This window comes from Streptomyces sp. NBC_01190 (genome assembly GCF_045039895.1).
Lineage (GTDB): Bacteria > Actinomycetota > Actinomycetes > Streptomycetales > Streptomycetaceae > Actinacidiphila.
The window spans coordinates 3,927,079-3,951,722 of record NZ_CP108580.1; the positions used below are offsets into that span (position 1 = coordinate 3,927,079).

Annotated in this window: 26 protein-coding genes, 1 tRNA gene and 2 pseudogenes; 15 read left to right on the plus strand and 14 right to left on the minus strand. The window is 69.5% G+C overall.

The window, feature by feature from the left end:
• Positions 1-177 precede the first annotated feature (177 nt).
• Positions 178-717, minus strand: coding sequence for a hypothetical protein (locus tag OG519_RS16285; protein WP_405583904.1), 540 nt, complete (start codon positions 715-717; stop codon positions 178-180).
• A gap of 93 nt (positions 718-810) precedes the next feature.
• Here OG519_RS16285 and OG519_RS16290 point away from each other — a divergent pair.
• A pseudogene (locus OG519_RS16290) lies at positions 811-1,580 on the plus strand (transposase).
• Positions 1,581-1,683: 103 nt separating this feature from the next.
• Here the strand turns inward: OG519_RS16290 and OG519_RS16295 are convergent.
• Positions 1,684-2,247 (minus strand): hypothetical protein, encoded by a 564-nt coding sequence (locus tag OG519_RS16295; RefSeq protein WP_405583907.1) that lies wholly within the window; start codon positions 2,245-2,247, stop codon positions 1,684-1,686.
• Between the two features lie 170 nt (positions 2,248-2,417).
• On the opposite strand from OG519_RS16295, the gene OG519_RS16300 reads away from it, so the two are divergent.
• Positions 2,418-3,341 (plus strand): FkbM family methyltransferase, encoded by a 924-nt coding sequence (locus tag OG519_RS16300; RefSeq protein ID WP_405583909.1) that lies wholly within the window; start codon positions 2,418-2,420, stop codon positions 3,339-3,341.
• A gap of 74 nt (positions 3,342-3,415) precedes the next feature.
• On the opposite strand, the gene OG519_RS16305 is transcribed toward OG519_RS16300, so the two are convergent.
• The 5 genes from OG519_RS16305 to OG519_RS16325 are packed head-to-tail and all read right to left on the minus strand — an operon-like array spanning position 3,416 to position 5,938.
• On the minus strand, positions 3,416-3,955 hold the full coding sequence (locus OG519_RS16305) for a DUF6907 domain-containing protein (RefSeq protein WP_405583912.1): 540 nt from the start codon (positions 3,953-3,955) through the stop codon (positions 3,416-3,418).
• A complete protein-coding gene (locus tag OG519_RS16310; RefSeq protein WP_405583915.1) occupies positions 3,952-4,716 on the minus strand; it encodes an ATP-binding protein in 765 nt (254 codons plus the stop codon). The genes OG519_RS16305 and OG519_RS16310 overlap by 4 nt, the downstream gene beginning before the upstream one ends.
• On the minus strand, positions 4,716-5,405 hold the full coding sequence (locus tag OG519_RS16315; protein WP_405583917.1) for a GntR family transcriptional regulator: 690 nt from the start codon (positions 5,403-5,405) through the stop codon (positions 4,716-4,718). The genes OG519_RS16310 and OG519_RS16315 overlap by 1 nt, the downstream gene beginning before the upstream one ends.
• The gene (locus tag OG519_RS16320; RefSeq protein ID WP_405583920.1) at positions 5,402-5,653 is read right to left on the minus strand and encodes a hypothetical protein; all 252 of its coding nucleotides are present in this window, start codon (positions 5,651-5,653) and stop codon (positions 5,402-5,404) included. The genes OG519_RS16315 and OG519_RS16320 overlap by 4 nt, the downstream gene beginning before the upstream one ends.
• Positions 5,654-5,665: 12 nt before the next feature.
• Positions 5,666-5,938: a hypothetical protein gene (locus tag OG519_RS16325; RefSeq protein WP_405583923.1), complete on the minus strand. Its 273-nt coding sequence runs from the start codon at positions 5,936-5,938 to the stop codon at positions 5,666-5,668.
• A gap of 79 nt (positions 5,939-6,017) precedes the next feature.
• Between OG519_RS16325 and OG519_RS16330 the strand changes: the two genes are divergently transcribed.
• The gene (locus OG519_RS16330) at positions 6,018-6,773 is read left to right on the plus strand and encodes a GntR family transcriptional regulator (protein ID WP_405583925.1); all 756 of its coding nucleotides are present in this window, start codon (positions 6,018-6,020) and stop codon (positions 6,771-6,773) included.
• Between the two features lie 499 nt (positions 6,774-7,272).
• Here the strand turns inward: OG519_RS16330 and OG519_RS16335 are convergent, their stop codons facing one another.
• The 3 genes from OG519_RS16335 to OG519_RS16345 all read right to left on the minus strand — a co-directional run bounded on the left by OG519_RS16335 (position 7,273) and on the right by OG519_RS16345 (position 9,502).
• On the minus strand, positions 7,273-7,713 hold the full coding sequence (locus OG519_RS16335; RefSeq protein WP_405583928.1) for a hypothetical protein: 441 nt from the start codon (positions 7,711-7,713) through the stop codon (positions 7,273-7,275).
• A gap of 239 nt (positions 7,714-7,952) precedes the next feature.
• Positions 7,953-8,717 (minus strand): glycosyltransferase family 2 protein, encoded by a 765-nt coding sequence (locus OG519_RS16340; protein WP_405583931.1) that lies wholly within the window; start codon positions 8,715-8,717, stop codon positions 7,953-7,955.
• Positions 8,714-9,502 (minus strand): GntR family transcriptional regulator, encoded by a 789-nt coding sequence (locus OG519_RS16345; RefSeq protein WP_405592761.1) that lies wholly within the window; start codon positions 9,500-9,502, stop codon positions 8,714-8,716. The genes OG519_RS16340 and OG519_RS16345 overlap by 4 nt, the downstream gene beginning before the upstream one ends.
• Positions 9,503-9,820: 318 nt before the next feature.
• Between OG519_RS16345 and OG519_RS16350 the strand changes: the two genes are divergently transcribed.
• The 9 genes and pseudogenes from OG519_RS16350 (at position 9,821) to OG519_RS16390 (ending at position 16,326) form a co-directional block, all read left to right on the plus strand.
• Positions 9,821-10,087 (plus strand): hypothetical protein, encoded by a 267-nt coding sequence (locus OG519_RS16350; RefSeq protein ID WP_405583934.1) that lies wholly within the window; start codon positions 9,821-9,823, stop codon positions 10,085-10,087.
• Positions 10,084-11,226, plus strand: a complete 1,143-nt coding sequence (locus tag OG519_RS16355; protein ID WP_405583937.1) for a hypothetical protein — start codon at positions 10,084-10,086, stop codon at positions 11,224-11,226. The genes OG519_RS16350 and OG519_RS16355 overlap by 4 nt, the downstream gene beginning before the upstream one ends.
• A gap of 29 nt (positions 11,227-11,255) precedes the next feature.
• Positions 11,256-13,337: a cell division protein FtsK gene (locus OG519_RS16360; RefSeq protein WP_405583940.1), complete on the plus strand. Its 2,082-nt coding sequence runs from the start codon at positions 11,256-11,258 to the stop codon at positions 13,335-13,337.
• Positions 13,338-13,481: 144 nt separating this feature from the next.
• On the plus strand, positions 13,482-13,733 hold the full coding sequence (locus OG519_RS16365) for a hypothetical protein (protein WP_405583943.1): 252 nt from the start codon (positions 13,482-13,484) through the stop codon (positions 13,731-13,733).
• A 26-nt stretch (positions 13,734-13,759) separates the two neighbouring features.
• Positions 13,760-13,948 (plus strand): hypothetical protein, encoded by a 189-nt coding sequence (locus OG519_RS16370; RefSeq protein ID WP_405583946.1) that lies wholly within the window; start codon positions 13,760-13,762, stop codon positions 13,946-13,948.
• Between the two features lie 17 nt (positions 13,949-13,965).
• Positions 13,966-14,160 (plus strand): hypothetical protein, encoded by a 195-nt coding sequence (locus OG519_RS16375; RefSeq protein ID WP_405583948.1) that lies wholly within the window; start codon positions 13,966-13,968, stop codon positions 14,158-14,160.
• Positions 14,161-14,220: 60 nt separating this feature from the next.
• Positions 14,221-14,487 carry a DUF6303 family protein gene (locus tag OG519_RS16380; protein ID WP_405583951.1) on the plus strand — a complete coding sequence of 89 codons (267 nt, stop codon included), beginning with the start codon at positions 14,221-14,223 and terminating at the stop codon, positions 14,485-14,487.
• A 156-nt stretch (positions 14,488-14,643) separates the two neighbouring features.
• Positions 14,644-14,814: pseudogene (locus OG519_RS16385) on the plus strand (helix-turn-helix transcriptional regulator); the annotation flags it as partial.
• Between the two features lie 60 nt (positions 14,815-14,874).
• Positions 14,875-16,326, plus strand: coding sequence for a tyrosine-type recombinase/integrase (locus OG519_RS16390; protein WP_405583954.1), 1,452 nt, complete (start codon positions 14,875-14,877; stop codon positions 16,324-16,326).
• A 141-nt stretch (positions 16,327-16,467) separates the two neighbouring features.
• Here the strand turns inward: OG519_RS16390 and OG519_RS16395 are convergent.
• Positions 16,468-16,554, minus strand: a tRNA-Ser gene (locus tag OG519_RS16395).
• 76 nt (positions 16,555-16,630) lie between these two features.
• Entirely contained in the window at positions 16,631-18,409 is a 1,779-nt protein-coding gene (locus OG519_RS16400) for a trypsin-like peptidase domain-containing protein (RefSeq protein WP_405592763.1), read from the minus strand.
• A gap of 504 nt (positions 18,410-18,913) precedes the next feature.
• On the opposite strand from OG519_RS16400, the gene OG519_RS16405 reads away from it, so the two are divergent.
• The 3 genes from OG519_RS16405 (at position 18,914) to OG519_RS16415 (ending at position 22,140) form a co-directional block, all read left to right on the plus strand.
• Positions 18,914-19,843, plus strand: a complete 930-nt coding sequence (locus OG519_RS16405) for a glycerophosphodiester phosphodiesterase family protein (protein WP_405583957.1) — start codon at positions 18,914-18,916, stop codon at positions 19,841-19,843.
• 460 nt (positions 19,844-20,303) lie between these two features.
• Positions 20,304-20,891 carry an ATP-binding protein gene (locus tag OG519_RS16410; protein WP_405583959.1) on the plus strand — a complete coding sequence of 196 codons (588 nt, stop codon included), beginning with the start codon at positions 20,304-20,306 and terminating at the stop codon, positions 20,889-20,891.
• A gap of 268 nt (positions 20,892-21,159) precedes the next feature.
• A complete protein-coding gene (locus OG519_RS16415; RefSeq protein ID WP_405583961.1) occupies positions 21,160-22,140 on the plus strand; it encodes a DUF5926 family protein in 981 nt (326 codons plus the stop codon).
• Positions 22,141-23,237: 1,097 nt separating this feature from the next.
• Here OG519_RS16415 and OG519_RS16420 read toward each other — a convergent pair.
• Positions 23,238-23,447 carry a hypothetical protein gene (locus tag OG519_RS16420; protein ID WP_405583964.1) on the minus strand — a complete coding sequence of 70 codons (210 nt, stop codon included), beginning with the start codon at positions 23,445-23,447 and terminating at the stop codon, positions 23,238-23,240.
• Positions 23,448-23,657: 210 nt separating this feature from the next.
• Positions 23,658-24,347, minus strand: a complete 690-nt coding sequence (locus tag OG519_RS16425; RefSeq protein WP_405583966.1) for a bifunctional DNA primase/polymerase — start codon at positions 24,345-24,347, stop codon at positions 23,658-23,660.
• Between the last annotated feature and the right edge of the window lie 297 nt (positions 24,348-24,644).

Here is a 24,644-nt window from a genome sequence, read left to right on the forward strand (position 1 = left end):
CTATTCCAAGAGGATAACAAGAAACGCATCGACGGCGACGAAATTAGACCATGGCTCAACGCTGCCACTCTGCGGTCACACTCATGCCATTCAAATCCCGCTAAGGGCTGTCCCGCAAAGATTTTGGCTCCGGGTGGGGAGCGGCCTGAAGAGCTGGCGAGGTGCTCAGCCGGTGGTTCATGAGGTGCCCAGGGACCCGGCGAAGTCGGCGAGCGTGTGGAAGTCGTTCTCCCGTAGGCCGATCCGCGGGTTGACGTGGTGGAGGAGCCCGGGCCCTTGGTGGTGGGCGGTCACGTAGGTCTGATCCAGCTCGCTCTGCTCGTCGTCCACCCAGGCGAAGGGACGGCCGCCTGCGTAGTCCACCAGCGGTCCGGTCTTCCAGTGGACTCCGTCAGGGCGTTCTTGGAGTAGGGCGTCGCCGAAGCCTACGAAGGGAAGTCCCGGAAGGCCGAGGACCGGTGCGATCCACCGGTTGGCGTCGTCCATCCATGTGGTGGCCCAGCACAGCTCGAAGCCGAGCTGGAGCAGGATTCGGCCGTGCTCTGGGTTGAGCCAGACTCGCATTGGGCGCCGTCGGGACGACAGGCCCCTGTCGTCCTGTTGGGCGTCGTTCCCGGGAACTGTGAGTGTGGTGTAGCCGTCGGGACGCCTCTCCGGCTGGGCTGCGTAGGGGTTGAGTGGCCCGTCCACGTCGAGGAACAGCAGTGGTCGGTTCACGGTTTCCCCCGGTCTTGCGCACTGTGGACTGGGCTGATCAGCGTAGCTGTGGGAGCGTCTCGGCATTGAGCGAGCCTGAGTGATGATCATGATGTGGCGAGTGTGATCACGGCATCGGAGCTGTCCTGGATAACCCCATTCGCGGGTCTGAGCCCGCGCTGCTTCGGCAAACTACTGACCACGCTGCGGCGCGACGAGCGGATGTGGTCCACCGAGGCCGGCCGTGGAGTCTGCCACTGGAGGACCGGGTGTTGCTGGTCACGGCGTACTGGCGCACCAATCTGACGTTGCGGCAGCTCGCTCCGCTGTTCGGCGTCTCGAAGTCCACGGCCGGCCGAGTCATCAACCACCTCGGACCCCTGCTCGCTCTCAAGCGCCCCAAGCGATTCGCCAGGGACACCGTCCTCATCGTTGACGGCACCCTGGTCCCCACCCGGGACCACACCGTCGCCGAGCGGTCGAAGAACTACAGGTATTCCACCAACCACCAGGTCGTCATCGACGCCGACACCCGGCGGGTCGTCGTGGTCGGCCGGCCGCTCGCCGGGAACCGCAACGACTGCAAGGCGTGGGAGGAGTCCGGCGCCAGGGCCGCTGTGGGCAACACCGTCACGATCGCCGACGGCGGCTACCCGGGTTCCGGACTCGTCATCCCGCACCGCCGGCAGCGCGGCCAGAGCGAACTCCCGGACTGGAAAGAGGAGCACAACAGGTCCCACAGGCAGGTCCGAGCCCGCGTTGAGCACGTCTTCGCCCGTATGAAGACCTGGAAGATCCTCCGCGACTGCCGCCTCAAAGGCGACGGCGTGCACCACGCCATGCTCGGCATCGCCCGGATGGACAACCTCACCCTCGCCGGATAGGCAACAGTGGCCCACCATGCCCGAGGCGACTTCAAGATTCATACGGGACAGCCCTTAGCTGACGCGAATTAGATCGGAGTATCAGATGGCTATCCCCACGTCGTCAGTTCTCGTCACTCCGGGCTGGTGGGAGGAGAAGGTCGCGGGCGGGGTGGGTGTCGCCGGAGATGGAGCCGCTTACGCCGAGGTCTTGGCGGGCGACTTCGTGGAAGGCGTTGATGGCGCGGAAGACGGCGCGGTTGCGGTCGCGCCAGGCGTCGAGGGTGCCGGGGGTTCGGCCGGTGGCTTGCCAGTCGACTTCGAGGGCTGCTGCGTTGAGGTCGTGGGCGGCTTCTACGACGTCGTCGCCGGCCAGGAGCATGATGCGTTCGAAGGCGCGGCCACGTAAGTGGGTGGCCTGGGAGAGTTCGGCGCGGATCTGGGGTTCGGGGTCGTCGCTGGGGCGGAGGCCCTCGCGGTGCTCGTACAGCTCGACGGCGAGGAAGACGGCGGCGCGGACGCGGTCGATGTACCCCTCGTAGGCGTCGAGCTTCTTGTCGTCCCAGCGGGTGAGGAGTTCGCGGCGCAGGCGCTGGCGTTCGGTCCAGTAGTTGGTGACGTAGGTGGTCAGCGCGCCCAGGAGCACGGCGACGATCGTCAGTAGCTGCTCGGAGGTCCCCAAGCCCATCCCCCGCCCCGGAGTCGTCAAGACGTCTTGAGGATTTTAGGAGGGGGCGGGCGTAGCGGGGGCGCGGTTCGCGGTTATCGGTCTCCGGCTACAGGGTGCTGTGGACAACTCGGGGTGGGCCAGGTCCGCGGTGTTACGGTGCCAATGGCACCCGGCGGAGAGGCGAGCGGATGAGCAACCCCACGACAGAGGCCCTGGTCACCCTGGGCCGGTGGTACGTGCGCAACGCCCCCGGCACGCTCGGCAAGGCGCCCCTCGCCGGCGATTTCCTGAACCCGCACCTGCGCGACAACCCGCGCCGGCGCGTGAGCACGACCGAGACCGGCGCCCGGTTCGCACTCGATACGCAAGACCTCATCCAGCGGTACCTCTACCTCTTCGGTACCTGGGAACCCCGTATGACCCAGTGGCTACGGCGACGGCTCCGCCCCGGTGACACCTTCGTGGACGTCGGCGCGAACATCGGCTACTTCAGCGTGATCGCGTCCGAACTGGTCGGCCCGGAGGGCAAGGTCGTCGCCATAGAGGCGTCCCGCGCCTTCCAGGACCGCCTGGAGCAGAACGCCCGCCTCAACGGCTGCACCAACATCCGCGCCCTGCACACCGCGGTGTCCGACAAGCGCCAGACGCTCACGTTCATACTCGCCAGCTCCCACAACATGGGCGCGAACAGCATCGTGCCGTACGACGGGCCGGCGGAGTCGACGTTCGAGATCGAGGCGTTTCCGCTGCCTGATGTGCTCGAAGAGGACGAGATCACCAGCGCCCGGGTCATCAAGGTGGACGTCGAGGGCGCGGAGGGCAGCGTCGTACGGGGCATGGTGGCGCTGCTCGACCGGCTACGGCCCGATGCGGAGATCACCGTAGAGGTGACGCCGGAACGTATGGCGCAGCTCGGCGACTCGGTCGAGGAGCTGCTCGACACCATGCGCGGGGCCGGCTTCAACGTCTACCGGCTCGCCAATGAGTACGCGGCGGCCACGTACCCCTCGGCCCTGCGCGGGGAGTCAGCCGTCCCGGTCCGGTGGCGCGGGCCGGTGACCGGTGAGAGCGACCTCATCTTTTCGCGGGTCGACGCCGAGACGCTGCCGTAGCTCGGCCGGCCCGGGACACGACTTCGCCCTCTGACATCCGCCTTGTAAGGGCGGTGGTCAGAGGGCGAAGTCGCTCATACGGTGTGCTGTTGTTCCCAGTCCGCGCGGATGGCGATGAGGCGAGGGTGTACCTCATGGTCGAGGCGGTCTGCCTGGGCTCGCAGCGCGGCGGCGAGCGCGGCCACGCCTTCGGGGTCCAGATCGCTGATCCAGTAGTCATCGACCACGGCGACGTTTGCTACGGGGATGCGGAGGCCGGGGTCTTCGGCGTACGGGCTGCAAACGATGTTGCCCCACAGCACCTGTTCCTTCCACGCCCGCGAGGCAGCCTCGCCGCCGGCCGCGGGTGAGCGGACCGGCAAGGACTGGCCGTCGAAGAACTCGCAGTGCCTGATGTCGATCAGGCGTATGGGGAGCCGGTCGAGCGGAACGCCTTCCTCGCTCGGGTCCTCGTCGGCCCATGACGGCAGATATCCCTTCGCCCGGTAGCCGGCGGTGGTGGAGACGGTCCACGTACTGCCCGCCTCGATGGGTGCGGCCCCCGTGGTCGGCTCTGCGGACGGTGCCCGGTCAGCGCCGTCATGACCGCGGAGGCTCGTTGCCGTGCTGTTCACAGGCCCCCCTTTTCTTCGGCGGCCTTCGGCTGCTCGTCGGCGTCCTCGTCCGCGACGACCGCCCACGTCACCTTGCCCGCGACCCCGTCGCGTGTGCCCGCTCCCCAACGACCGTCCGTCAGCATCTCGACCAGGCCCAGCCCGTACCCGGATTCAGCGTCGGCCGAGGGCTTCTGGAGTACCGGCAGTTCCGCCCCGGCGTCGCGCACTTCGATGCGCAGACCGCCGGGCAGCCGCTCGTACCGAGTCTCGATCGGGCTGCCCTCAGGAGAGCGGACGTGGCGAACGGAGTTGCTGAACAGCTCGGAGAGGACGAGTTCCGCTCGGTCCGTCCACTCCGCGAGTCCCCACGTCTCCAGCGCGCGCCGCAGCTCGCGCCGGGCCCGACCGACCGACTTCGGATCGTGCGGCCACTTGGCGACCAGGACCGTCTGGTCCGCCATCGAGTGGCCACGCAACTCCCGACTCAGGGCGACCTGCAATGTCTCCCGCAGCGATTCGCCGAGCCTGCGAGCCGCGAACCGCAGCTCGTCGGCACTTGCGGCGGGGTTGTCGGTGACGACGTGTGTCGCGTTCAACACGTCCTTTGCCGAGTCGAGTTGCATGTCCTCGATCTCGTCGGCGAGTTCTGCGAGGAAGCCTCCGTTACTGCTCAGGAAGGCGGGTTGGCCCTCCGCGCCCGGCCACGGGAGCAGCCGCAGCGCGCTGGTTGGACCCGCTTCGGGCGGCGCGAAGGGGTCGGCCGTTGGAACGTCGTTCATCACGCTTCCGCTTTCTTGTCGTTCCGGCTGATGAACGCGATCTCCGCGCGGTCGCCGGGGAGTACGAGCAGGGCGTATGCGGCCACCCGTCCGTCGTGCGTGGTGAAGGTGCGCTCGACGGCGAGGACCGGTGTGCGGGTGGGGATGCGCAATGACTGTGCTTCCGCCGCGGTGGGGAACCGGGCGGTGACCTGGTCATTGCTGCTGTCCACGGTCACGCCGGCCGCGGTGAGGAGGTCGTCGCCCCACGGTGACGAACAGGTCGGGGGCGGGTCGGCGTGGGCCGCGCGGCGCGGTACGTACAGGTGGGCGAGGCTCTGCGGGGAATCGTCGCGGTGGCTCAGGCATACGTATTCGGTGGTGGGCGAGTTGGGCCGCGCACGGAGCCGCGCGGCCAGTTCGGGCGGCGCCTTGATGTCGGCGGCGCTGACGATCACGTGAAGGCCGTCGCCGGGCCCGGGGTAGATGAGGCGGCGCGGCGGTCGGCGTACGTAGTTGCCGCGGCCCTGGAACTTCTCCACCAACCCCTCCGCTCGCAGGAGTTCGAGGGCTTCGCGGAGCGTCGGGGTGCTGACGCGGTAGCGGGTGGCGAGTTGCGTCTCGGGTGGGAGACGCGAGTCGACCGGCAAGGCCCCGGAGAGGATGAGGCGGCGGAGGTCGTCGGCGACTTGCTGATGGCGGGCGGTCATCCGACGGGGACCGCCATCTCCCGCCACCGCGCCCACTCCTCCGGGTTGAGGACGTACGGGCGGACGAGCGGGATGTCGTCGGCGCGGATCCGCCGCTCGCGGGCGGCGAACCGTGAGGGCGTCGAGGACGTGCGGTCGGCCGCGCGGTGCGGGGTTCCGTGGGTGGGTGGGCGGTGACGGTGGTGGTTCGTCGCGGGGAAGACCCGCAGCGCGAACCAGGCTGCTGCCCTGAGGAGTTGGTGGAACACGGTGATCGGCTCCTATGGCTGGTCGGGTGGATCGGATGGCGGGGAGGCGGCGCCCCGGTAGACAACGGCCCACAGCGAACGGCCCCGCGTCGAGTTGTCGGCGAAGCCGAACGTGTCGGCTGCTTCGAGCACCGCCAGGACGGCCGGCCAGGACGCGTCAGGGAAGGGCGTCGGGACTTCGGCCTCGATCGAGGTTCGGTCGGCGTACTCCTTCAGTTCCGGTACGAGTCCGGTCGCGGCGAGGCGCGCGGAGAGAGCGGCGATGCGGGCGTCGCGTGGCGACACAAGGCGTCCTCCGTTGCCGAGTAGGCACGGTGAGTGAAGCTGGTTCACTAGATTAGAGCTAGTGGACTAGATTGTCCACATGCCTGAGCAGCCGCCGTACCTCCGCATCGCCGACGTGCTCCGCGAGCGCATCGCGGCCCAGGACTGGGCACCCGGGGACCGACTCCCCTCCCGCGCCGAACTCGCCCAGCAGTACGGCGTCGGCGACAACGTCATCCGCCGCGCTCAGGAGTTGCTGATCTCCGTCGGAACACTCGAAGGCCGCGCGGGGTCAGGTACGTACGTGGCCGAGCCGCGCGCACGGGTCCGCATGGTGCGCAGCATGCACCGCGAGCAGCCGGGCGGATCGCCCTTCCAGGCGGACATGGCGGCGCTCGGGAAGCGGGGAAGCTGGGAGAGCCGCACCGACGCGAAGGTGCCGGCGCCGGCCGGGGTGGCGGCGAGGCTCGGCATCGCCGAGGGGGAGCTGTGCGTCCGGACGGCCTACGAATTCCTCGCCGACGACAAGCCGGTCCAGCTATCGACCAGTTGGGAGCCGTACGCCCTCACGTCCGGCACGCTCGTCGTCCTGCCGGAAGGCGGCCCCTTCGCGGGGCTCGGCGTCGTCCGGCGGATGGCCGAGATCGGCATCACGATCACGCGCGCGGTGGAACAGCCCTCACCGCGGGCCGTGACGGCAGAAGAGGCCGCGCTGCTCGGCGTCCAGAAGGGCACGCTGGCCACGCACATCGAGCGGACGTACTACGCCGAAGACGGCCGGCCCGTAGAGACGGCCGACATCGTCGTGCCGACTTCAATCTGCGAGCTTGTCTACGAAGTGCCGGTTCGCAGTTAGAGGCGAAATCCCTGCACTCGGTGAGAGAAACCTTTTAATCGCTAACTGCACCCCTGCCGTAACGGATGTCAACGAGTTCCCGTACGAGCGCCTGAATTCGAGCGTCTCGGTCACGAGACTGCTCCGCGAGAGATTCGAGTAGACCGTTTATCTCCCGGTATGCTTGAGGACTCAATCCAAGGTTTCGCATGATCATGCTCGTTATACGGCGAAGCTCGCGATCAGAGAACTGCCGAAGGCCTCGCGCGTAGTCGGGCAACCATTCCAAATCCGCATCATTCGAAAGCCGAATGAACGCTAGAGCGTGTTGGAATTTTATCAATTCAACAAAACTCAGTCCGATGACGACTGCCAAACCGGCGAGAACTGCCATCAGGGCCAAGGCGCCGATAAAATCCGAATATCGATAGATCGCATATCCGGAAACAGCGAAGTAGAGCAAGCACAGGACAAGCGGGACAGTGACGGATGTTCGCGTCGAGCCTCTCATCTTCTCCCCCTAACCTGCGAAATTTACGCCGTAGTTGATCGCCACGCCAACCGTCAGGCAGCCCAGGACGTTCGGGATTATTATCCCTCGCCATAGATGCGGGGTTCCCGTCGCGTCCAACCCGTACCATCGCACGTAGGTGGGAATTACAGCAAAGGAGAAAACGACTACCCCAACCAAAGCAAGCAACTGCCCTTGATTGAAGGTCGCAGACTTCACACTGCCCGCCGCAAATACGGAAAATGAGATAACAGCGGATACCGTCAGATCCGCCCAGAGAACAGCGTCTTCCTTATTGAGAGGCGACGCGCCACCACTATTAGTCGAAACGAGCTTTAACAGGAGATCCATTACAACAGAAATGACGATAACTACCGCCGAAAGTACCACCCTCTTCGTTATGTGCGAATCGGGGGCGGCCGTATTTGCTGCGATGATATAAGCGACCATTCAGAACCCCCCGTGAATCATAATTATGATCGTCCCTGCACCAAGAGATACTTGGCGGATAACCCGAGCCCGACTTCGTGGCCATGTTTAGCGGTACCCAGATTGGGAGAACGCAGGTAGCAGGCTCACGAATCACTCAGACTTCGGATAGCTTGGCATACAGATGGACTCTGCGTGCGTCGAACGCCAGGAAAGACATCGTGTGACGCCCCGGCCGCTGCCGGACACAAGGATGTTCGTCAGGGACGCAAATCCCTTACGGCTTGCCGAAGAGCACTCACTCGGGAATCAATCACGGCCATGCGCGCATCGCGTTCGCCGTCGTCGGTATGGGTGATTTGGGCCGTGGCCTGGCCTGGCCATTTGCGGTAGAGGAGGCCGTACTCGCGGATGAAGTAGCCTCGCGCGACAGTGTTGAGGGCTAGGAGGAGGCCGGTGTCTTCCGAGGCAGGGAGGGCCATCCAGCCGCCCAGCGCCAAGAGGAGGTCGCGGCGGATGAAGAGGGTCGCGGGGTGGACCTGGGCGCGGTAGTTGTTGGCCTTCCAGAAGGTGACGACGGCGCCGCGTTCGATCGGGCCGTCGGCGGGGTCCTGGTCGAAGCCGGCGGTGGAGCCGTCGGGGAGAAGGTCGAGGACGCGGGACGTGGTCCAGCCGAGGGCGGGGTCGGCTTCCAGCAAGGCGAGGTCGCGGGCGAGGGTGCCCGGGGTCAACTGGTCGTCGGCGTCGAGGACTTTGACGTAGGGGCCGGTCGAGTACGCGAGGGCCGTCGTGCGGGCGACGCCCGGCCCTCCCGCGCGGCCCTGGTGGAAGGTCACCCGTGGATCATCGGGGACGTGGGGCGCGACCTCGGAACCCTGCCCGTCCTCCTGGATGATCCAGTGCCATTCCCACCCGTCCGGGAGTTCCTGCGCGCACAGCGACTTGTAGGCATCCGCGAGGTACGGCGCGGCGGGCCCGTGGACGGCCGTGATGACGTCGATACGGCGGACCGGCACGCCGGTCACCACCTTTCGAGGTGGGTGGTGAACAGCATTTCCGTACGGTCGCCCGGGAGAATGACCTCCGAGTGCTCGACCACGCGCCCGTCGGTGTCATACGACGACTTGCGCATGACGATGACCGCCGTACCGGCCGGCAGGGCCAGTTCCTCCGCTTCCTCCGCCGTCGGCGGTCGGGCGGTGACCAGCTCCTCTATGCGGTCCAACTCGATCCCGATGGTGAAGAGTTGGCTCTGTGTTCCGCCGGGCCAGGGCTCGTTGGAGTCGTCCAGGAGGGCGGGGTTCTCGGCGACCATGTCCCGTACGAGGTAGGACCGTACGAGCGTGAAGGGTGCGTTCTCGACGCGGTAGCGGGTGCGGTACGTCCGCTCGACCAGGGTCGTACCCGCCGGGACGCCGAACTCCTTGGCGATCTCCGGCTCCGCGGGCACCTCGCGGTAGACCGCGCGGAAGACGAGGTCGCTCATCTCAAGGCCCGTGTCGTGCTCAGTGGCTCCGGTCTGAGCCCGATCCGGCTCGGGGTCGCGCGCTCGGCCCTTCTCCCACTGGTGGCGGAGATTCGAGCGGCGGACGGGCGTACGCGGCCGGCGGACGAAGTTGCCGCGCCCGTGCTGCTTCTCGACCAGCCCCTCGGCCTGCAAGAGGCTGAGCGCCTGGCGGATCGTCGGGAGGCTCTTCGCGTACTCCTCCACGAGCGTCGTCTCGGCCGGCAGGCGGTCGCCTGGGCTCAACTCACCTGCGCGGATGCGCTGACGGAGATCGTCAGCGATGCGTTCGTACGCCTTGGCCATGCGGCTCACCGTCCAGATCATCGGGCCGCCTCAGCATAGCAAGTCCTCAAGAAGTCTTGACGAGTTGGTGTCCAGTGCCCCATAGTCTTCCTCACTCCTAAAGAGGACCTGAAGACAGGATCTCTTGAGGAGTCGCACACCCGAAGAGCGCCCAGATGGCTCCCGCACACCGCGCACCCGAAGGCAGCGCCCGCACCTTGAGAACTCCATAGCGCCACCTGAGCGATCGAGTGTTTTTGATCCCGGCACGGCCGCCACCTCGGCGGTTGGCGGTGCCGGGAGTCATGGCCACTCGTCCCGTCAATGATCAGGAGCGTCATGTGTACGTGTACGGGTCGCTGCGCATGCGGCGACGACCTCGGCTTAGCCGAACTCCCCGGATGCTTCCGGGACCTGTTCCACGGACCGCCTATCGAGACCGGCGAGCAGCGCGCCGCCCGGGTGGCCGTAGCGCGTGAAGTGCTCGCGGAACTGCTGGACGAAGGCGCGTCGGATGCCATCGCCATGCAGGACGCGCTGTACGCCGTACGGCTCGGCGGAGGCGACTTGCTGCGCGACCGCCGTCTCACGAGGGAGGCGGCATGAACTCCCCCGCCATCGGTATCGAAGCCGGGTACATCCTCGGCGGGGTGCTCGCCCTCTGCCTCGCCTGGCTCACCGTCCGGCAGCTCAGGCGCGGAACCCCCGCTGTTCGTGTCGCCGCGCTGGCCGCCGCCGGCTGCACCGCCTATAGCGCGGACACGTCGTGGCGGTTCGCCGCCGACTACCTCGACATGGCCGGCACGGTCGAGCGGGCCGCGATGTTCGGGGCCGCCGAACTTGCCCTCTTCGCAACCGCGTTGATGGCCCGGCAGAACCTTAACGGCCCGAGCGGCGCCCCCGGCGTCCCCGGCGTGCTGGTCTGGGTGATCACCGGAGTGCAGATCATCCCCGCGTACGCCGAGTCCGGACCGGTCGGCGGCACCGTCCGCGCGTTCGTCGGCCCGGTCATGGCCGCGATGCTCTGGCACCTCGCCATGGGCATCGAACTACGCCACCACAAGCCCGAAGCGTCGTCCAACGGCTTCGGAGCCTTGCTCGCACGGGAGTTGCGGGAACGACTCCTCTCCCGGCTCGGTGTCGCCCGGCGGAAGCGCGACGCCGAACAGATCACCCGCGACCGTGCCACCGTGCGGGCCGTCGCTCTGGCCGCACGGCTCGCCGAGATCCCTCCCGCCCAGCGCGACGGCCGCCGCGCCCGCCGCATCACCCGGCAACTGTCCATCGCGGTCGCCAGGGCCAACGTCGGCACGGACGCGGAACAGCGCGCCAGGCTTCTCGACCAGCTTGCCGCCCGGCGGAACGCCGCCTCTCTCGCCACCATCGCCCTCACCGCGCCCTGGTCACGGCCGACCGATCCGGCGGCCTCTGCCCTCGCCGGCCAGGTGCGTACGCAGATGGCGCGGGCGACCGCGAACGTCCGCCACTACCCGCGGCTGCTGTTCACCGACCACCCGCCCGTGCCCCCGCGGAACAGCGCCGCCCGATCACCCGAACGTCCACCCGCCAAGCTCAGCACCGCCGACGCTCTCGCCGCTATGGAACGCGGTTGGGCGGATGGCCTCAGCGTCCGGGAAACGGCCCGCCGCGCGACGCGCGCGCCGAGCTACGTCCACACCGTGTTCGTACGCCTCGACGCCGAACGCGGCCCGCGTCCGGCGAACACCCGCACCGCCAAGCCCTGACTCCGCACCGGCCTCGAAAGGAACCGCCCGTGCAGCACGGCACCACACAGCAAGGCTCACCCTTACCGCCGCGCGCGGAGAAGGAAGTTCAGCCCGCCGGCTCCGAATCGCCGCTCCCCGTGGACGCGCCCGACACGGCCGCCGGTCCGGGGCTCTTGGGGCGCGTACGTGGCTCGAAACGGCGGCCGGTCATACCCGCCTGGGCACGATCGCGGCGAGAACTCGGCATCACGACGAAGTACGTCATCACGTACGCCGGGCACGTCGCGGCGTATCACGCGGTGCGCGCACCTTGGTACGCCCTCCGGCTCGGCCTTCATGTCCCGCGCGGGGTCGCCCGCTTCGTCGGCGGGTCGCTGCGGTGGGTGGTCGACGCCGAGGGGGAGCCGCTACGGCAGGGAGCGGCCACCCGGGAGGACATCGAGGAGTACCTGAAGCTCTCCCGGCAGCGTGACCGGCGGGTTCGGTGGCGGACGGCGGTCGGCGCGGTCGCCGGGGTACTGGGCACGATCATGGCCACCGCGGTGTACGTGCTCGCACCGGGTTGGCTGCTCGCCATCTCGGGGGCCTTGGCAGCTCTGGCCCTCGGACGGCTCGGCCAACCCGCCGACACACCAGTCATCCACAGGGCTGTGGAAATCCCGCGCACCACAAAACTCACCAGCGACATCGTTCTCCGGGCCCTGGGCGCGCTCGGTATCCCCGCGATCAACCAGAGCCAGGCCAAAGGCGGTCCGGGCTTCGCCTTCACCGCGCCCATCACGCGCGACGGCCCCGGCTGGCTCGCCGAAGGTGACCTCCCCTACGGCGTCACCGTCACCGACGTCATCGACCGGCGGGAGAAGTTGGCATCCGGCTTGCGGCGCCCGCTCGGGTGCGTATGGCCCGAGGCCGTGCCGGATGAACACACCGGCCGGCTCAGGTTGTGGGTCGGGGATCAGGACATGTCCCAGACCCGGCAAGCCAAGTGGCCTTTGCTGGGCGGCGAGCCGCTCGATCTCTTCAAGGTTCAGCCGTTCGCCACCGACCAGCGCGGACGATGGGTCGCACAATCCCTGATGTACGTCTCCGGGATCGTCGGAGCAGTGCCCCGGATGGGAAAAACCTTCCTCCTCCGGCTCATCCTCCTCGTCGCCGCCATGGATCTCCGGGCCGAACTCCACGTGTACGACCTCAAGGGCACCGGCGACTTGTCCGCACTCGCCCGCGTCGCCCACCGTTACCGGGCAGGTGAGGAAGAAGAGGACATCGCGTACGCCCTGGCCGATCTCCGCGAGCTGCGTACGGAGTTGCGGCGCCGGGCCAAGGTGATCCGCGAACTCCCCAAAGACCTCTGCCCCGAATCCAAGGTCACCTCCGCGCTCGCGGACATGAGGAAACTCGGTCTCCACCCGATCGTCGTCGGTGTGGACGAGTGCCAGAAGTGGTTCGAAGACCCAAAGCACGGCGCCGAGTTCGAAGAACACTGCACCGACCTCGTCAAGCGAGGGCCAGCCCTCGGGATCACGCTTCTCCTGGCCACCCAGCGCCCGGACTCCAAGTCCCTGCCGACCGGGATCTCCGCGAACGCCACGCTGCGCTGGTGCCTCAAGGTCATGGGCCAGATCGAAAACGACATGGTCCTCGGCACCGGCTCCTACAAACGCGGCATCCGCGCCAACACCCTCGCCTGGGGCGACAAGGGCATCTGCTGGTTCGTCGGCGAAGGCGCCGACGCGCGCATCGTCCGGTGCGTCCAGATCAACGCCCCCACCGCCGACAACCTCACCCAGCACATCCACGCACTACGGAAGAAGGCCGGCACCCTCACCGGCCACGCCCTCGGCGAGCAGCCCGCGACCGGGCCGGCCTACGACCTCATCGCCGACCTCACGGCCACCTTCCCGCCCGGCACGGACAAGGCATGGAGCGAGGCCATCATCACCCGCCTCACCGAACTCCGCCCCGACGTCTACGCCCAGTGGACCCCCGAACACCTCGCCACCGCCGTCCGCCCGTACGGCATCCGCACCGTCCAAGTCTGGGGCACCACCGACGACGGCAAGGGAGCCAACCGCCGCGGCCTCCGCCGCGCCGATGTGCTGGCCACCGCCGCTCGCCAAGACGGCTGAACCACCGCCGTAAGGCCCTCGCCCTAGCATCGGCCCCCGCTAGGTCTAGCGCCCCTGCTAGCGGTGCATACCAGGTCTGACCTGGCCTCTAGCCGCTAGCGGCCCCTCGCGCACGCCCTCATTCCGCCCTGGAAAGGGTCCTGCATGCCCTCACCCTTCACGGCTATACCCCTCGCCCTCATCGCGATCCTCGGCTACGCCGCCCTCTGCGCGCTCAGCCCGCTCGGAGTCTGCCGCCGATGCGGAGGCTTCGGCTTCAAGGTCAAGCACAACCGGCGCGGCCGGCTCGTCCGCGGCCGGAACTGCCGACGCTGCCGCGGCTACGGGCAACGCGTCCGGGTCGGACGCCACCTCTACAACCTCGCCACCCGGCTCCACCGCGAAGGCAACCACTGACCCCGCTTACCCGGAAGGAAGATCCCTTGGCCTTCACCGTCTCCGCGCTCGTCCTGTTCGGCGTCCTGCTCACCCTGCTCATGCGTTACCGCGCTCTCACCACCGGCGCCGCGATCGTCGCCCTGCTCTTCGGCTTCTACCTCGCCCGCAGCACCGCCGCACCCTCCATCGACCACATCATGACCGCACTCAAAGACGCCATCCCCGGCAACTGACCCCGAAGGGAACCGACATGTGTGCCGAACCCCGCATCTCCCTGATGGCCGCCGGCGAACTCCGCGACCTCCTCACCGCCCTCGAACGCGGCCAAGGCCCCACCGCCATAGCCGCGCTCATGGCCATCGACGCCGAGTCGTGGCACGCCATCGAGCAGCGCCTCGCCGCCATCGGCACTGATCTCCGCGCCGCCCTCCACCACCTCGTCTGACTCGACCCCACCACCATGAATCGAGGCCCATTGCCCCTGAACCGCCCGCTCAAAGCCCACATGATCACCTCATGGGACGGCACCGAATGGCACGTCTTCGTCGCCCTGCCCGACGAAGCCCGCTGGCCCCGCGTCCCCTTCCCCACCACCGACGGCATCCCCACCCCCGCCGCACGGCAGGCCGCCCTCAACACCCTCGGCTACACCCCCACCGCCGACGACCACCACACCTGGGAATGGATGGAAACCACCTTCGAAGGCGACCCCGAAGGCAGCGTCTCCCTCATCGCCACCACCACCGTCACACCCCACACCCCCGGCACCTGACCCCACCCCACAGCGGACGTCCACGCGCCACACACGCCCGCTGCCTCCAGCCAACACCACCCAGGCACAGGAGGAACCAACAGGATGCCGCGCACCACAACACCCCCGCCCTCCGGCCGGCCGAACGGATATCAGACGGCTTCGGCACGACGGAACCTCAAGCTCCCCGAAGTCCTCGATGAACTCGGCATGTCGCGCGCCGCCTTCTACCGCCTCCGCGCCCGCGGCCAAGCCCCGAAGTGCATCAAGCTCCCGAACGGTCAGCTCCGTATCCGCCGCGGCGATCTCGACGCCTGGCTGAACTCCTGCGAGCAGCGCGTCGGCTGACCATCCCCCCTTGAAGCCGCCCGGCCTTGCTGCGGCCGGGCGGCTTCGGAATGGAGAACCATGAGCCTCAGCTACGAGGTGGAATTCTGGGCCATCCGCCAGCGCAAGAACCGGCGGAAGCCGTTCGAACTGCGCTGGCGCGTCGGAGATCGGCAGCACTCTCAGAGCTACCGGTTGAAGACGCAAGCCGAGGGACGGCAGTCCCAACTCCTGGAAGCCCTACGGCGGCGCGAGCAGTTCGACATCGGCACCGGTTTACCAGCCTCCGAACTGCACGAGTTGAAGTCGCCGACCTGGTACGACCACGCGGGCGCCTACGTCCTGATGAAATGGCCCAACATCGCAGCCAAGCACCGGGCCAGCATCGCCGACGCGCTCACGACGGTGACGCCCGCGCTGGTCACCACCAGCAGGGACAAGCGGCCAGACACGGCAACGCTTCGGCGGGCCCTCCAGACGTACGCATTCCAGGCCGCCCGAGACGAGAGCGGAAAGGTGGTACTCGGCGATGACGGCCGACCGATGGCGCGGAAGGACGCTGAAACGCCCCCGGAGGACGTTGCGGCAGCGCTGGCATGGATGGCCAAGCACTCCATGAAAGTCGGCGACCTCAAGGACTCCGACGCCCTCCGAGGCGCCCTGTTCGCTCTCTCGCATCGACTCGACGGCACCGTGGCCGCCGAGAACACCACCCGCCGCAAGTACAGCGTCCTCAACAACGCCCTGCGGTACGCGGTCGAGCGCGATCTCCTCCCGGTCAATCCGCTTACCCGGATCGACTGGAGTCCCCCGCAGACGGACGACGAGATCGATTTCCGATACGTCCCGGATCCACGACTCGCACGCTCTCTTATCCGGGCGGTCGCGGAACAAGGCGTTCGCGGCGAGCACTTGGAAGCGTTCTTCGGCTGCATGTACTACGCCGCCATGCGCCCGTCCGAGGTGGCCGCGCTGAGCGAATCGGCGTGCCTGCTGCCCGAGGAAACCGAGCCGGACGCATGGGGCGAACTCGTTCTCTCCGAGAGCCGTCCCGAGGTGGGCGCCGGATGGACCGACGACGGACTCTCCTACGAGAAGCGCGGGTTGAAGCGACGGGCAAGGAAGACGACGCGACCGGTACCCATACCGCCCGTGCTCGTGGCCATGCTCCGCGCTCACATCGAGCAGTACGGCGCGACCGAGGATGGCCGCCTCTTCCGGGCTGCCGGAGGCGGTCGCCTACGTTCCACCGAGTACGCCGACGTCTGGCAGGTCGCAAGGCGCGTGGCGCTCTCCGCTGCCGACCGGGGAACGCCCCTGGCGGAAGTCCCGTACTCGCTGCGGCACGCGTGCGTGTCCCTGTGGCTCAAGGCCGGGGTCGACCCCGTAGAGGTCGCCCGCCGCGCCGGCCACAGCGTCACCGTGCTCTACCGCTTCTACGCGAAAGTCATCAAGGGACGCCAGGACCAGGACAACGCCCGCATCACCCGCGCGCTGAACAGCGACGATGCCGAGCCCAGCGACGGAGCGTAGTCGCGGAATCTGGCCCGTGTATGGCCCGCACAGACTGATCCGGAGCGGGATAGCAGCGACTCAGGGTGAGACAGCCAACGTCAGAGCGGGTGCCCCCAACCTCGGGGCACCCGCTCTGACCTGCTAAAAGCACTACTACCGCGGAGGCTGTGGGATTTGAACCCACGGTGACATCGCTGCCACGACGGTTTTCAAGACCGTTCCCTTAGGCCGCTCGGGCAAGCCTCCCCGCGGGGCTCGGGGTGGGGCTCCCTCGGGGGGAGGGGGCCCGGGTGGGTGAGCCGCGCGGGGACAGCTTAACGGGTTAGTTGCCGGAGTCGCCGGTGCGGCTGCCGAGGGTGACGGTGGTGGTGTGGGTGGCACTGCCGCGGGTGTAGGTGAGGGTGGCCTTGTCGCCGGGCTGGTGCTGCCAGATCTCGCCGATCAGCGTCTGGCCGCTGTCGATGATCGTGTCGTCGAACTTGGTGATCACGTCGCCGGGCCGGAGGCCGGCCTTGGCGCCCGGGCCGCCGCTGGTGATGGCGCTGCTGGTGTCGGTGGAGATCTTCGCGCCGTCGCCGTCGAACTGGGTGTCGAGGCTGACCCCGATGACCGGGTAGACCGGCTGGCCGGTCCTGATGAGCTGCTGGGCGACGCGCTGGGCCTGGTTGATCGGGATGGCGAAGCCGAGGCCGACGCTGCCGCCCTGGGTGCCGGGTTCGGTGGCGCCGCCGGGCTGGATCGCGGAGTTGATGCCGATCACCGCGCCGTCGGCGTTGAGCAGCGGGCCGCCGGAGTTGCCGGGGTTGATCGACGCGTCGGTCTGGATCGCGCTCATGTAGGACGCGGTGGAGCCCTGCCCGTCGCTGGAGGCGACCGGGCGGTGGACGGCGCTGACGATGCCGGTGGTGACGGTGCCGGAGAGGCCGAAGGGGGCGCCGATGGCGATGGTGGCGTCACCGACCGCGGCCTGGTCGGAGTTGCCGAGCGGCAGCGGGGTGAGCTTGACGCCGCTCGGGTTCTTCAGCTTGACGACCGCCACGTCGTAGCCCTGGGCGCGGCCGATGACCTCCGCGTCGTAGGTGTTGCCGTTGGAGAAGGTGACGGTGAGCTTGCCGCCGTCGGCCGCCGGGGCCACCACGTGGTTGTTGGTGAGGATGTGGCCCTGGGTGTCGTAGACGAACCCGGTGCCGGTGCCGCTCTCCTGGCTGCCGCTGGCCTTGATGGTGACGACGCTCGGCAGCGCCTTGTTGGCGATGCCGGCCACCGAGGTGGGCGCGCGGTTGAGGGCGGCCGCGTCCTTGGGGGCGGAGACGGTGGTGGAGGAGGAGTTGTCGTCGTTCTTCGCCGCGTTGTAGCCGATGGCGCTGCCGACGCCGCCCGCGACCAGCGCGGCCACGACGACCGCGACGATCAGCAGACCGGCGCCGCGGCGACGGCGGCCGCCGTCGGCCGGGTTCGGAGCGGCCGGGAACTGCGCGCCCCACACCGGCCCGCCACCGCCGTAACCGTCCCCGCCCGGCTGGGCGGAAGAGGTGGCGTAGGCGGGCGTGGCCGGCACGGCGTACGGGTCCGGTACGGAGGTGGGCGCGCCCGGCCGGTCCTGCGGCTGCCCGTGGCCCGCGGACTCGGCACCGTAGGCCGGTCGCGGCGAGCCGTAGGAGGGGGCCGGGGAGTCGTACGAGGGAGAGGGGGGAGCGGGAGGAGAGGCCGGGGCAGCCGGGGAGTCGTACGGCGACGGCTTCTGGGCGTCGAACGCGGGGCGCGGCGGCTCATAGGGCGAGGGGGCCGGCTGCTGCGGGTCGTACGGCGACGGCGCGGGGCGCGGCGGCTCGAACGGCGAGGTGGGCTCGGGCTGCTGCGGCTGGTAGGGGCCGGGCGCCGGCGGCTGGTACGGCGAGGGAGACGGCGCGGGGCCGTCCGGGGTGGAGCCCGCACCCGAGCCCGCACCTGCACCCCCACCCGCACCCGCACCCGGCGCGAAACCCGAACCCGAACCGGCCCTACCCGCCCCCGAACCCGCCAGCGCGCTCGGTGGCGCCCCGTAAGGAGACGGCGGTCCCACCGGCGGCGGCGCCTGGATCGGCGCGGGCGAGGACGTCACGTGCTCGGTACGGCCTGCGGGCGCCTGGGTCGGAAGCACCTCGGTCCTGGACTCCTCGGCCGGCGGGGCGGCGGGGGTCGTGGGGGCCGCGGGGGGAGCGGCCGGAGCGGGCGGGGTCGACGACTCAGAGGGCGCGGGGGCCGCCGAGGCACCGTCGCGCGCGGCACTCTCGTGTGCGCCCGCCGCCGGTTCCGCAGCCGGCAGCGACGACCCGGCTTCGTTCTCGGTGCTCACAGCGATTCTCCTCAGGGTCAGGACAAAACATTCAACGGGTACAGCATTTCTCACGGCGTGTCGGACCGCCGTAAGCGGTACCTGTGTGCAGACCGTGCGCGCCGGGGCGGCCGGGGCGGTACGCCGATCGCACATCTTCGCGCGGGCGTTCGGAGCTGTTCACACGTGCCCTCCCACCCGCCGTCACGTACGCGTTCGCGCATCCGTTCGCCCAACGGTTCACGTACTCCGCGCATCCCGGTCCCGGGGTCACGGTGGCACCATGGCCCGGTGACGTATGCGCGCGCCGTCCCCGATGTGCACCCGGCGCGACGGCCGGTGCAGGTCGTCGCTCACCGGGGCGCCTCCGAGGATGTACCAGAACATACGCTCGCCGCCTATCGCAAGGCCATCGAGTACGGCGCCGACGCGCTGGAGTGCGATGTGCGGCTCACCGCTGACGGGCACCTGGTGTGCGTACACGACTGGCGGATCAACCGTACGTCCAACGGGCGCGGCGCGGTTTCCTCGCTCGAACTTGCCGACCTGGCGGCACTCGACTTCGGTTCCTGGAAGGGGCAGCACGCCGACCCGGAGGCGCCCGAGCGCTACGGGCTCGCGCTGCCGGGGGCCGCCGAAGGCACCGACCGCTCCGGCAACGGATACGGCGGCCACGCCGACGCCGACGCCGATGCTGACGCCATCGATGACGACGACGAACGCACCCGCGTCCTCACCCTCCAGCGCCTGCTGGAGCTGATCGCCGACACCGACCGCCGGGTCGAGCTGGCCATCGAGACCAAGCACCCCACGCGCTGGGCGGGCCAGGTGGAGGAGCGGCTGCTGGAGCTGCTGCGCCGCTTCGGCCTCGACCGCCCGCCGCCCGGCGAGCCGTCCGGGGTCCAGGTGATGAGCTTCTCGTCGCGCTCGCTGCGCCGGATCCGGCTGGCCGCGCCCGAGCTGCCGACCGTCTATCTCATGCAGTACGTGTCCCCGCGCCATCGTGACGGGCGGCTGCCCGCGGGGGTGCGCATCGCCGGGCCGAGTATGCGGATCGTGCGGGCCAACCCGGGGTACGTGGCGCGGTTGCAGCGGGCGGGGAACCGCGTGCATGTGTGGACGGTGGACGACCCGGCCGACGTGGAGCTGTGCGAACGGCTCGGGGTGGACGCCATCATCACCAACCGCCCGCTACAGGTGCTGGCCCAGCTCGGTCGCTGAACGCCTCGACGGAACGAGTCACGCGGGGACGGGATCGGATCGCGCCAAAAGGATTGCCGGTTCGCGTCACGAGGATTGCCGGTCGCCTCCCACAGATTGGCTGTTATCCCTCTCGTCACATCGGTCGCGCGATATCACCAAACGGTCACAGGGCGTACTCCGGCGGTCGCGGAGCGCGGTGGATCGGGAGGTTTCAAGCCGGATCGTGCCACTGGCATGCGCATTTCACCTACGCGCGTACGGAGTGCGTCAATAGATCGGGTTGGCCTGTTTCCGGTCGAGTCACAGGGGGCATTCAGTCTGTGGCGTGGGGTGAAGGAGGTATCCGGGGGTGTCGTTGATGGTGGCGCAAGAGGTGCCGACGTCCACGACCATGGCCCTACCCCATGGTCCGAGAGGCGTCGCGGAAGCACGGCGAAAACTGCGGACGGATATGTGCGTCCGGGATGTGCCGGATTCGGTGACGGACGACGCCGTGCTGATCCTTTCCGAGCTGCTCAGCAATTCCTGTCGGCACGCCCGCCCGCTGGGCGCGGACGACGAGCCCGATCGCCCCGATTACTCCGGGTACTCCGAATACGGGGGGGCGGCGGACGCGGCGCGGGCGCGGCCCCGGGTCTACGGGCAGCGGGAGTACGGCGAGAGAGCCGGTCACCCGGGCGCCCCTGGCGGACCGGCGGCGGCCGGACGGCTGGGTACGGGTGAGGCGGGCGGCCTGTGTGCCGGTGGCATACGGGCGTCGTGGTACATCGGCGAGGACGGACTGCTGGTCCTGGAGGTCACCGACGGTGGCGGACCCACCCGGCCGCGCCCGGCCAGCCCCTCGCTGACCGCGCACGGCGGTCGCGGCCTCGGCATCGTCGAGAGCCTCGCGCTGAGCTGGGGCGTACGGGACGCGCCGGGCGAGGTGACGGTCTGGGTGCTGATCCCGGTCCGGGGGCGGCATGCCCGGCGGGACGAGTCGGCGGGTACGGGCATCGGTCTGCCGATGGGCGTACCGCTCGATCTTCCGCTGGACCTGGCGGAGTCGCTGGACGACATGGCCTGAGCGGGGTCGCTGGCGGCCGCTGACCGAGCGCGGTGGCCTGTGGCCGGCGAGCGGTGGCGGGTGGCCGATCCGGTGCGACCGGTGGGCGGCCGGCCAGGTGGGCCCGCGCCGGGCCGCGGTCGGCCAGGTGGGACGGCGGGAGGGAATGGGCCTGTCCCGGTGGGAAGATTCCCGGCGTACGGGGGAACGGCCCGTCGTGGTCCGGTGGAGCACCCGCCTGGCGCTAGGCTCGCGGCCGGAACACCGCCGGAACGGGAGAGACCGAGCCATGGCCAAGAAGCGCGCGACCGCCACCCAGACGAAGGGCACCAAGGGTCCCAGGGCCGCGTCGGAGGCAGCCGTTCCGGTTGTCGGTGCGCGTGAACCCTGCCCGTGCGGGTCCGGCCGCCGGTACAAGGCGTGCCACGGCCGCGAGGCCGCGCACGCCATCACCGAGCTGGTCCGCCGCCCGTTCGAGGGACTGCCGGGCGAGTGCGACTGGGTCGCCCTGCGCGAACTCGTCCCGGCGGCGACCGTGCCGCTCACCCTCAAGGACCCGCTGCCCGACGGAGTGCCGTCGGTGACGCTCGCCACCGTGCTCCCGATGGCCTGGCCGGGGCTGCGCCGTGACACCGGCGCCGTACTGCTCGGCCTGCAGAACGACACGGCCTCGGGCGATGTCAGCCGCGACTTGGCCGACACCCTCCGGCGGGCGCTGACCGCCGAGCCCGGCAACCCGGTCGAGGGCCGCCGGCCCGCGCCGGACGGGCCCCGGTTGCAGGATCTGCTCGACCTGACCGCGCCCTTCGTGCCCGAGGTACGGACCGGCTTCGAGTTCTGGCTGGAGGACGCGGCGGCCGCGACCGGCGAGGTGGCGGCGTCGCTGGAGCAGGCGAACCAGGCCGCGATCCCGACCGTGCGGCTGGGCGGGGTGGACGCGGCGTACTGGTGCGAGACCCCGGAGAAGAACCACCTCCGGTGGGTCATGCCGCACGCGGAGGAGGCGCTGCTCGACGCGCTGGCCAGGCTGCACGCGGCGGGTACGTCCTCGCTCGGCGACGGTACGCGGCTGGTCGGGTCCTTCCGGGCGCACGGTCTGGTGGTGCCGGTGTGGGACCTGCCGGTCGGCATGAGCGCCGACGAGGTGGAGAAGCCCGCGGCGGCCTTCGGCGAGCGGCTCACCGAGGCGCTCGACCGGACCGCCCCGCTCACGTCGGAGGAGCGCAGGGCCCGCGGCGGGTTCACCAACCGCCAGATCACCCTGAGCTAGCCCCTGGCCGGGCGGGCTGACCGGTACGCCGGGGGCCCGCCCCCGGCAAGCTCCCGGGCCTCCGGCCCGGACCCCCCGCTCCGAGCCGCCGGGACTGGGACCGGCCCCGCGGGCCTGACCAGCCGGACCGGTCAAGCCTCCGCCAGGCGGCGGGGGCCGACCTGACCTGGTCCTTCGGCCCCAAGACCCCCGATCAGGTCCGGGCAGCCGCCCCCCTACCCCCTGCCTCCGAACCCGAGCCGAGCGGTCCCGGCTGCCCGCAGATCGAAAACGACCGCGACCCGACCCGGCAGGCTGCCGCGCCTACGGACCCGGTCCGAGCCCAGCCGGCTCCGGACGCTTGGCCCAGGACTGCCTGGCCGAAGGCCCGGCCGGGGCCCGACCCGGCCCGGCGGGTCGCCCCGTCATGGCTGCGGACACAGAGCGCGCGGCGCCCGAGCCGAGTCGCCCCGCCGACTCCGGACGCTTGGCCCAGAACCACCTGGCCGAAGGCCCGACCGGACCCCGACCCGGCCCGGCGGGTCGCCCCGGTGTGGGTGGGGAGCCGGGCGGGCTCGGGGCGGTCGGGGCTAGGCCGTGTCTGACAAATCCCGCCTGCCCCGCGACGCCTGGCACGCACGCTCGCTGCGTTGTCGGAGTCGTCCGAGTAGGCCCACTACGAGGACGACCCTCCGCCTTGCGAGCGCACGCACCAGACGCCGCGGGCCCCGCCCTGCGGGCGGACGACGCTATTTGTCAGACACGGCCTAGGGGGAGTCGTCGGCCCGGCTCGGTGGGGGCTTGGTCGGGGCCGGGTCCTCGGGGGGCGGGCCTCGCGGGGGCGGACGAGGGCCGGCCGGTTCGGCGGGGCCGGCGAGGGGCCCGGTGCGCCCGGCCACGGCCGGTCTCACACCGGTCGGATACCGTCCGCGGTGATTCCGATCACAGCGTCTCGGAAACCCCAGGAGAACCACCTGGCCCACGGGTTGGGGAATTTGCTATCGGACGAAGTCTTGTTACCGTTTGAACAGCCCGGTCGCTGGTGCATCCCCCGTCGCCAGCGACCGGGCCTTTTCATGTCCGGTTCGGGTCGGGGCCCTCAGGGCCCGCCGACGGCGTCAGTCGCTCGCCGGGCCCGCCGCCGGGCGCCCCGCGCGGTGGTATCCGGCGCTGTGCACCGAGTTGCCCCGATGTCCGTCCTCGTGCTGTGCCGTGATCACCGCCAGCGGGAGGACGACGGCCAGCGCGAGGACGCTGGCGACCGCGACCCGGCGCAGTGCTTGTGCGTACACCCGGGCCTGGTCATCGTGCGACTGCTCAAGCTTCAATGCCCCACCTCTTCGGGTTCGTAAGCTTCGTGGCCCTCGTAGCCTTTGTAGCCTTCACAGGCTTCACAGGCTTCACACGGTTCGTACCGTTCGACCGGTTACATCACGTTCATGATGGTCGTAACGTTCTCAAAAGTTATGCACAGCGCGCGCCCGCGAAAAAGGGGGCGTACCGGCGACAATCCGACCGGCCCGCCCCCGTATGACATGTCAGTACGTCAGCCGGTCCCCGTCAGGAGCCGTCCGCCCGGCCCGCACCAGTGCCTCGACCAGCGTGCCGATCCCCGGCAGCCAAGGAGCCGAACCGCCGGCCCCCGGTGCGGGCTCCCGCACCCAGCGCGGCTGCCCGGCATCCATCGCCGCCCCGGGCAGCGGCACATAGCCGCCGTCCCCGTGGTAGCGCAGCGACGTCGGCACCCAGTCCTGGCTGTCGAGGAGTTCTCCCAGCTCAGGCAATGTGTAAGGAGCCACCAGGAAGACATACCGGGTGGGGGTGGCAATGACCGGCCCGAGCCGGAACCCGAGCTTGTCGAGCGCCGAGAGGGCCAGCTCCCCGGCCGCCGCGGGCAGACTCGCCGCAGAGACCTGGTCCCCGGTCGCCAGGACGACCGGCGCGTCCGGCCGGCGCGTCCACCACCAGCGGACCATCCGCGGGTCCCGGGTGGCGGCGAGCAGTCCGGGGTCGAGCGGGTGCGCACCGGGCACCGGGCAGTTGGGCCGCGGGCAGGCGCACATCTGTTCGTCGCCGGCGCGCCAGGTGCCGCCCCGGTCGTCGTATCCGACACCGGGGACCACGCGCCATTTCCACTCCCCGGCATAGGTGACCACCGCGTTGAGCAACACGGACCGCCCCCTTCGCTGGAGTGAGTGCTTGCGTCGCCTTCCGAGGATCTCGCGCATCAGCGCTCGTTCCTTTCCGTTAACGCCCATGGATCTGCCCATTACACAACGTAACTGTCGAGCACACCGCATACGAGGCAGCGCATCACGCGGCCAGCCGAGCGTGGAACATGCGGAGGGTGGTGTGCGCTTGGCGCTTCGTGCTCTCGATGCCCTGAGCGGATCACCGTTCGTGACCCTCGTCGGGCGCAACGACTCCTTGGTCACCCAAGGGTCGGGTCGGCCGTCAACTGCCTACGCACTACGACGCTTGAGCCGGACTCCGGGTTCCTACCCATCACCCGCGATATGACGCGC

What these genes read in the sequence shown, in the direction of transcription:
- OG519_RS16295 (WP_405583907.1), bottom strand. Translation starts at nt 2,247, where the DNA reads ATGGGCTTGGGGACCTCCGAGCAGCTACTGACGATCGTCGCCGTGCTC.
- OG519_RS16300 (WP_405583909.1), top strand. Translation starts at nt 2,418, where the DNA reads ATGAGCAACCCCACGACAGAGGCCCTGGTCACCCTGGGCCGGTGGTAC.
- OG519_RS16310 (WP_405583915.1), bottom strand. Translation starts at nt 4,716, where the DNA reads ATGAACGACGTTCCAACGGCCGACCCCTTCGCGCCGCCCGAAGCGGGT.
- OG519_RS16315 (WP_405583917.1), bottom strand. Translation starts at nt 5,405, where the DNA reads ATGACCGCCCGCCATCAGCAAGTCGCCGACGACCTCCGCCGCCTCATC.
- OG519_RS16330 (WP_405583925.1), top strand. Translation starts at nt 6,018, where the DNA reads ATGCCTGAGCAGCCGCCGTACCTCCGCATCGCCGACGTGCTCCGCGAG.
- OG519_RS16335 (WP_405583928.1), bottom strand. Translation starts at nt 7,713, where the DNA reads ATGGTCGCTTATATCATCGCAGCAAATACGGCCGCCCCCGATTCGCAC.
- OG519_RS16345 (WP_405592761.1), bottom strand. Translation starts at nt 9,502, where the DNA reads ATGGCCAAGGCGTACGAACGCATCGCTGACGATCTCCGTCAGCGCATC.
- OG519_RS16350 (WP_405583934.1), top strand. Translation starts at nt 9,821, where the DNA reads ATGTGTACGTGTACGGGTCGCTGCGCATGCGGCGACGACCTCGGCTTA.
- OG519_RS16355 (WP_405583937.1), top strand. Translation starts at nt 10,084, where the DNA reads ATGAACTCCCCCGCCATCGGTATCGAAGCCGGGTACATCCTCGGCGGG.
- OG519_RS16365 (WP_405583943.1), top strand. Translation starts at nt 13,482, where the DNA reads ATGCCCTCACCCTTCACGGCTATACCCCTCGCCCTCATCGCGATCCTC.
- OG519_RS16375 (WP_405583948.1), top strand. Translation starts at nt 13,966, where the DNA reads ATGTGTGCCGAACCCCGCATCTCCCTGATGGCCGCCGGCGAACTCCGC.
- OG519_RS16380 (WP_405583951.1), top strand. Translation starts at nt 14,221, where the DNA reads ATGATCACCTCATGGGACGGCACCGAATGGCACGTCTTCGTCGCCCTG.
- OG519_RS16390 (WP_405583954.1), top strand. Translation starts at nt 14,875, where the DNA reads ATGAGCCTCAGCTACGAGGTGGAATTCTGGGCCATCCGCCAGCGCAAG.
- OG519_RS16415 (WP_405583961.1), top strand. Translation starts at nt 21,160, where the DNA reads ATGGCCAAGAAGCGCGCGACCGCCACCCAGACGAAGGGCACCAAGGGT.
- OG519_RS16425 (WP_405583966.1), bottom strand. Translation starts at nt 24,347, where the DNA reads ATGCGCGAGATCCTCGGAAGGCGACGCAAGCACTCACTCCAGCGAAGG.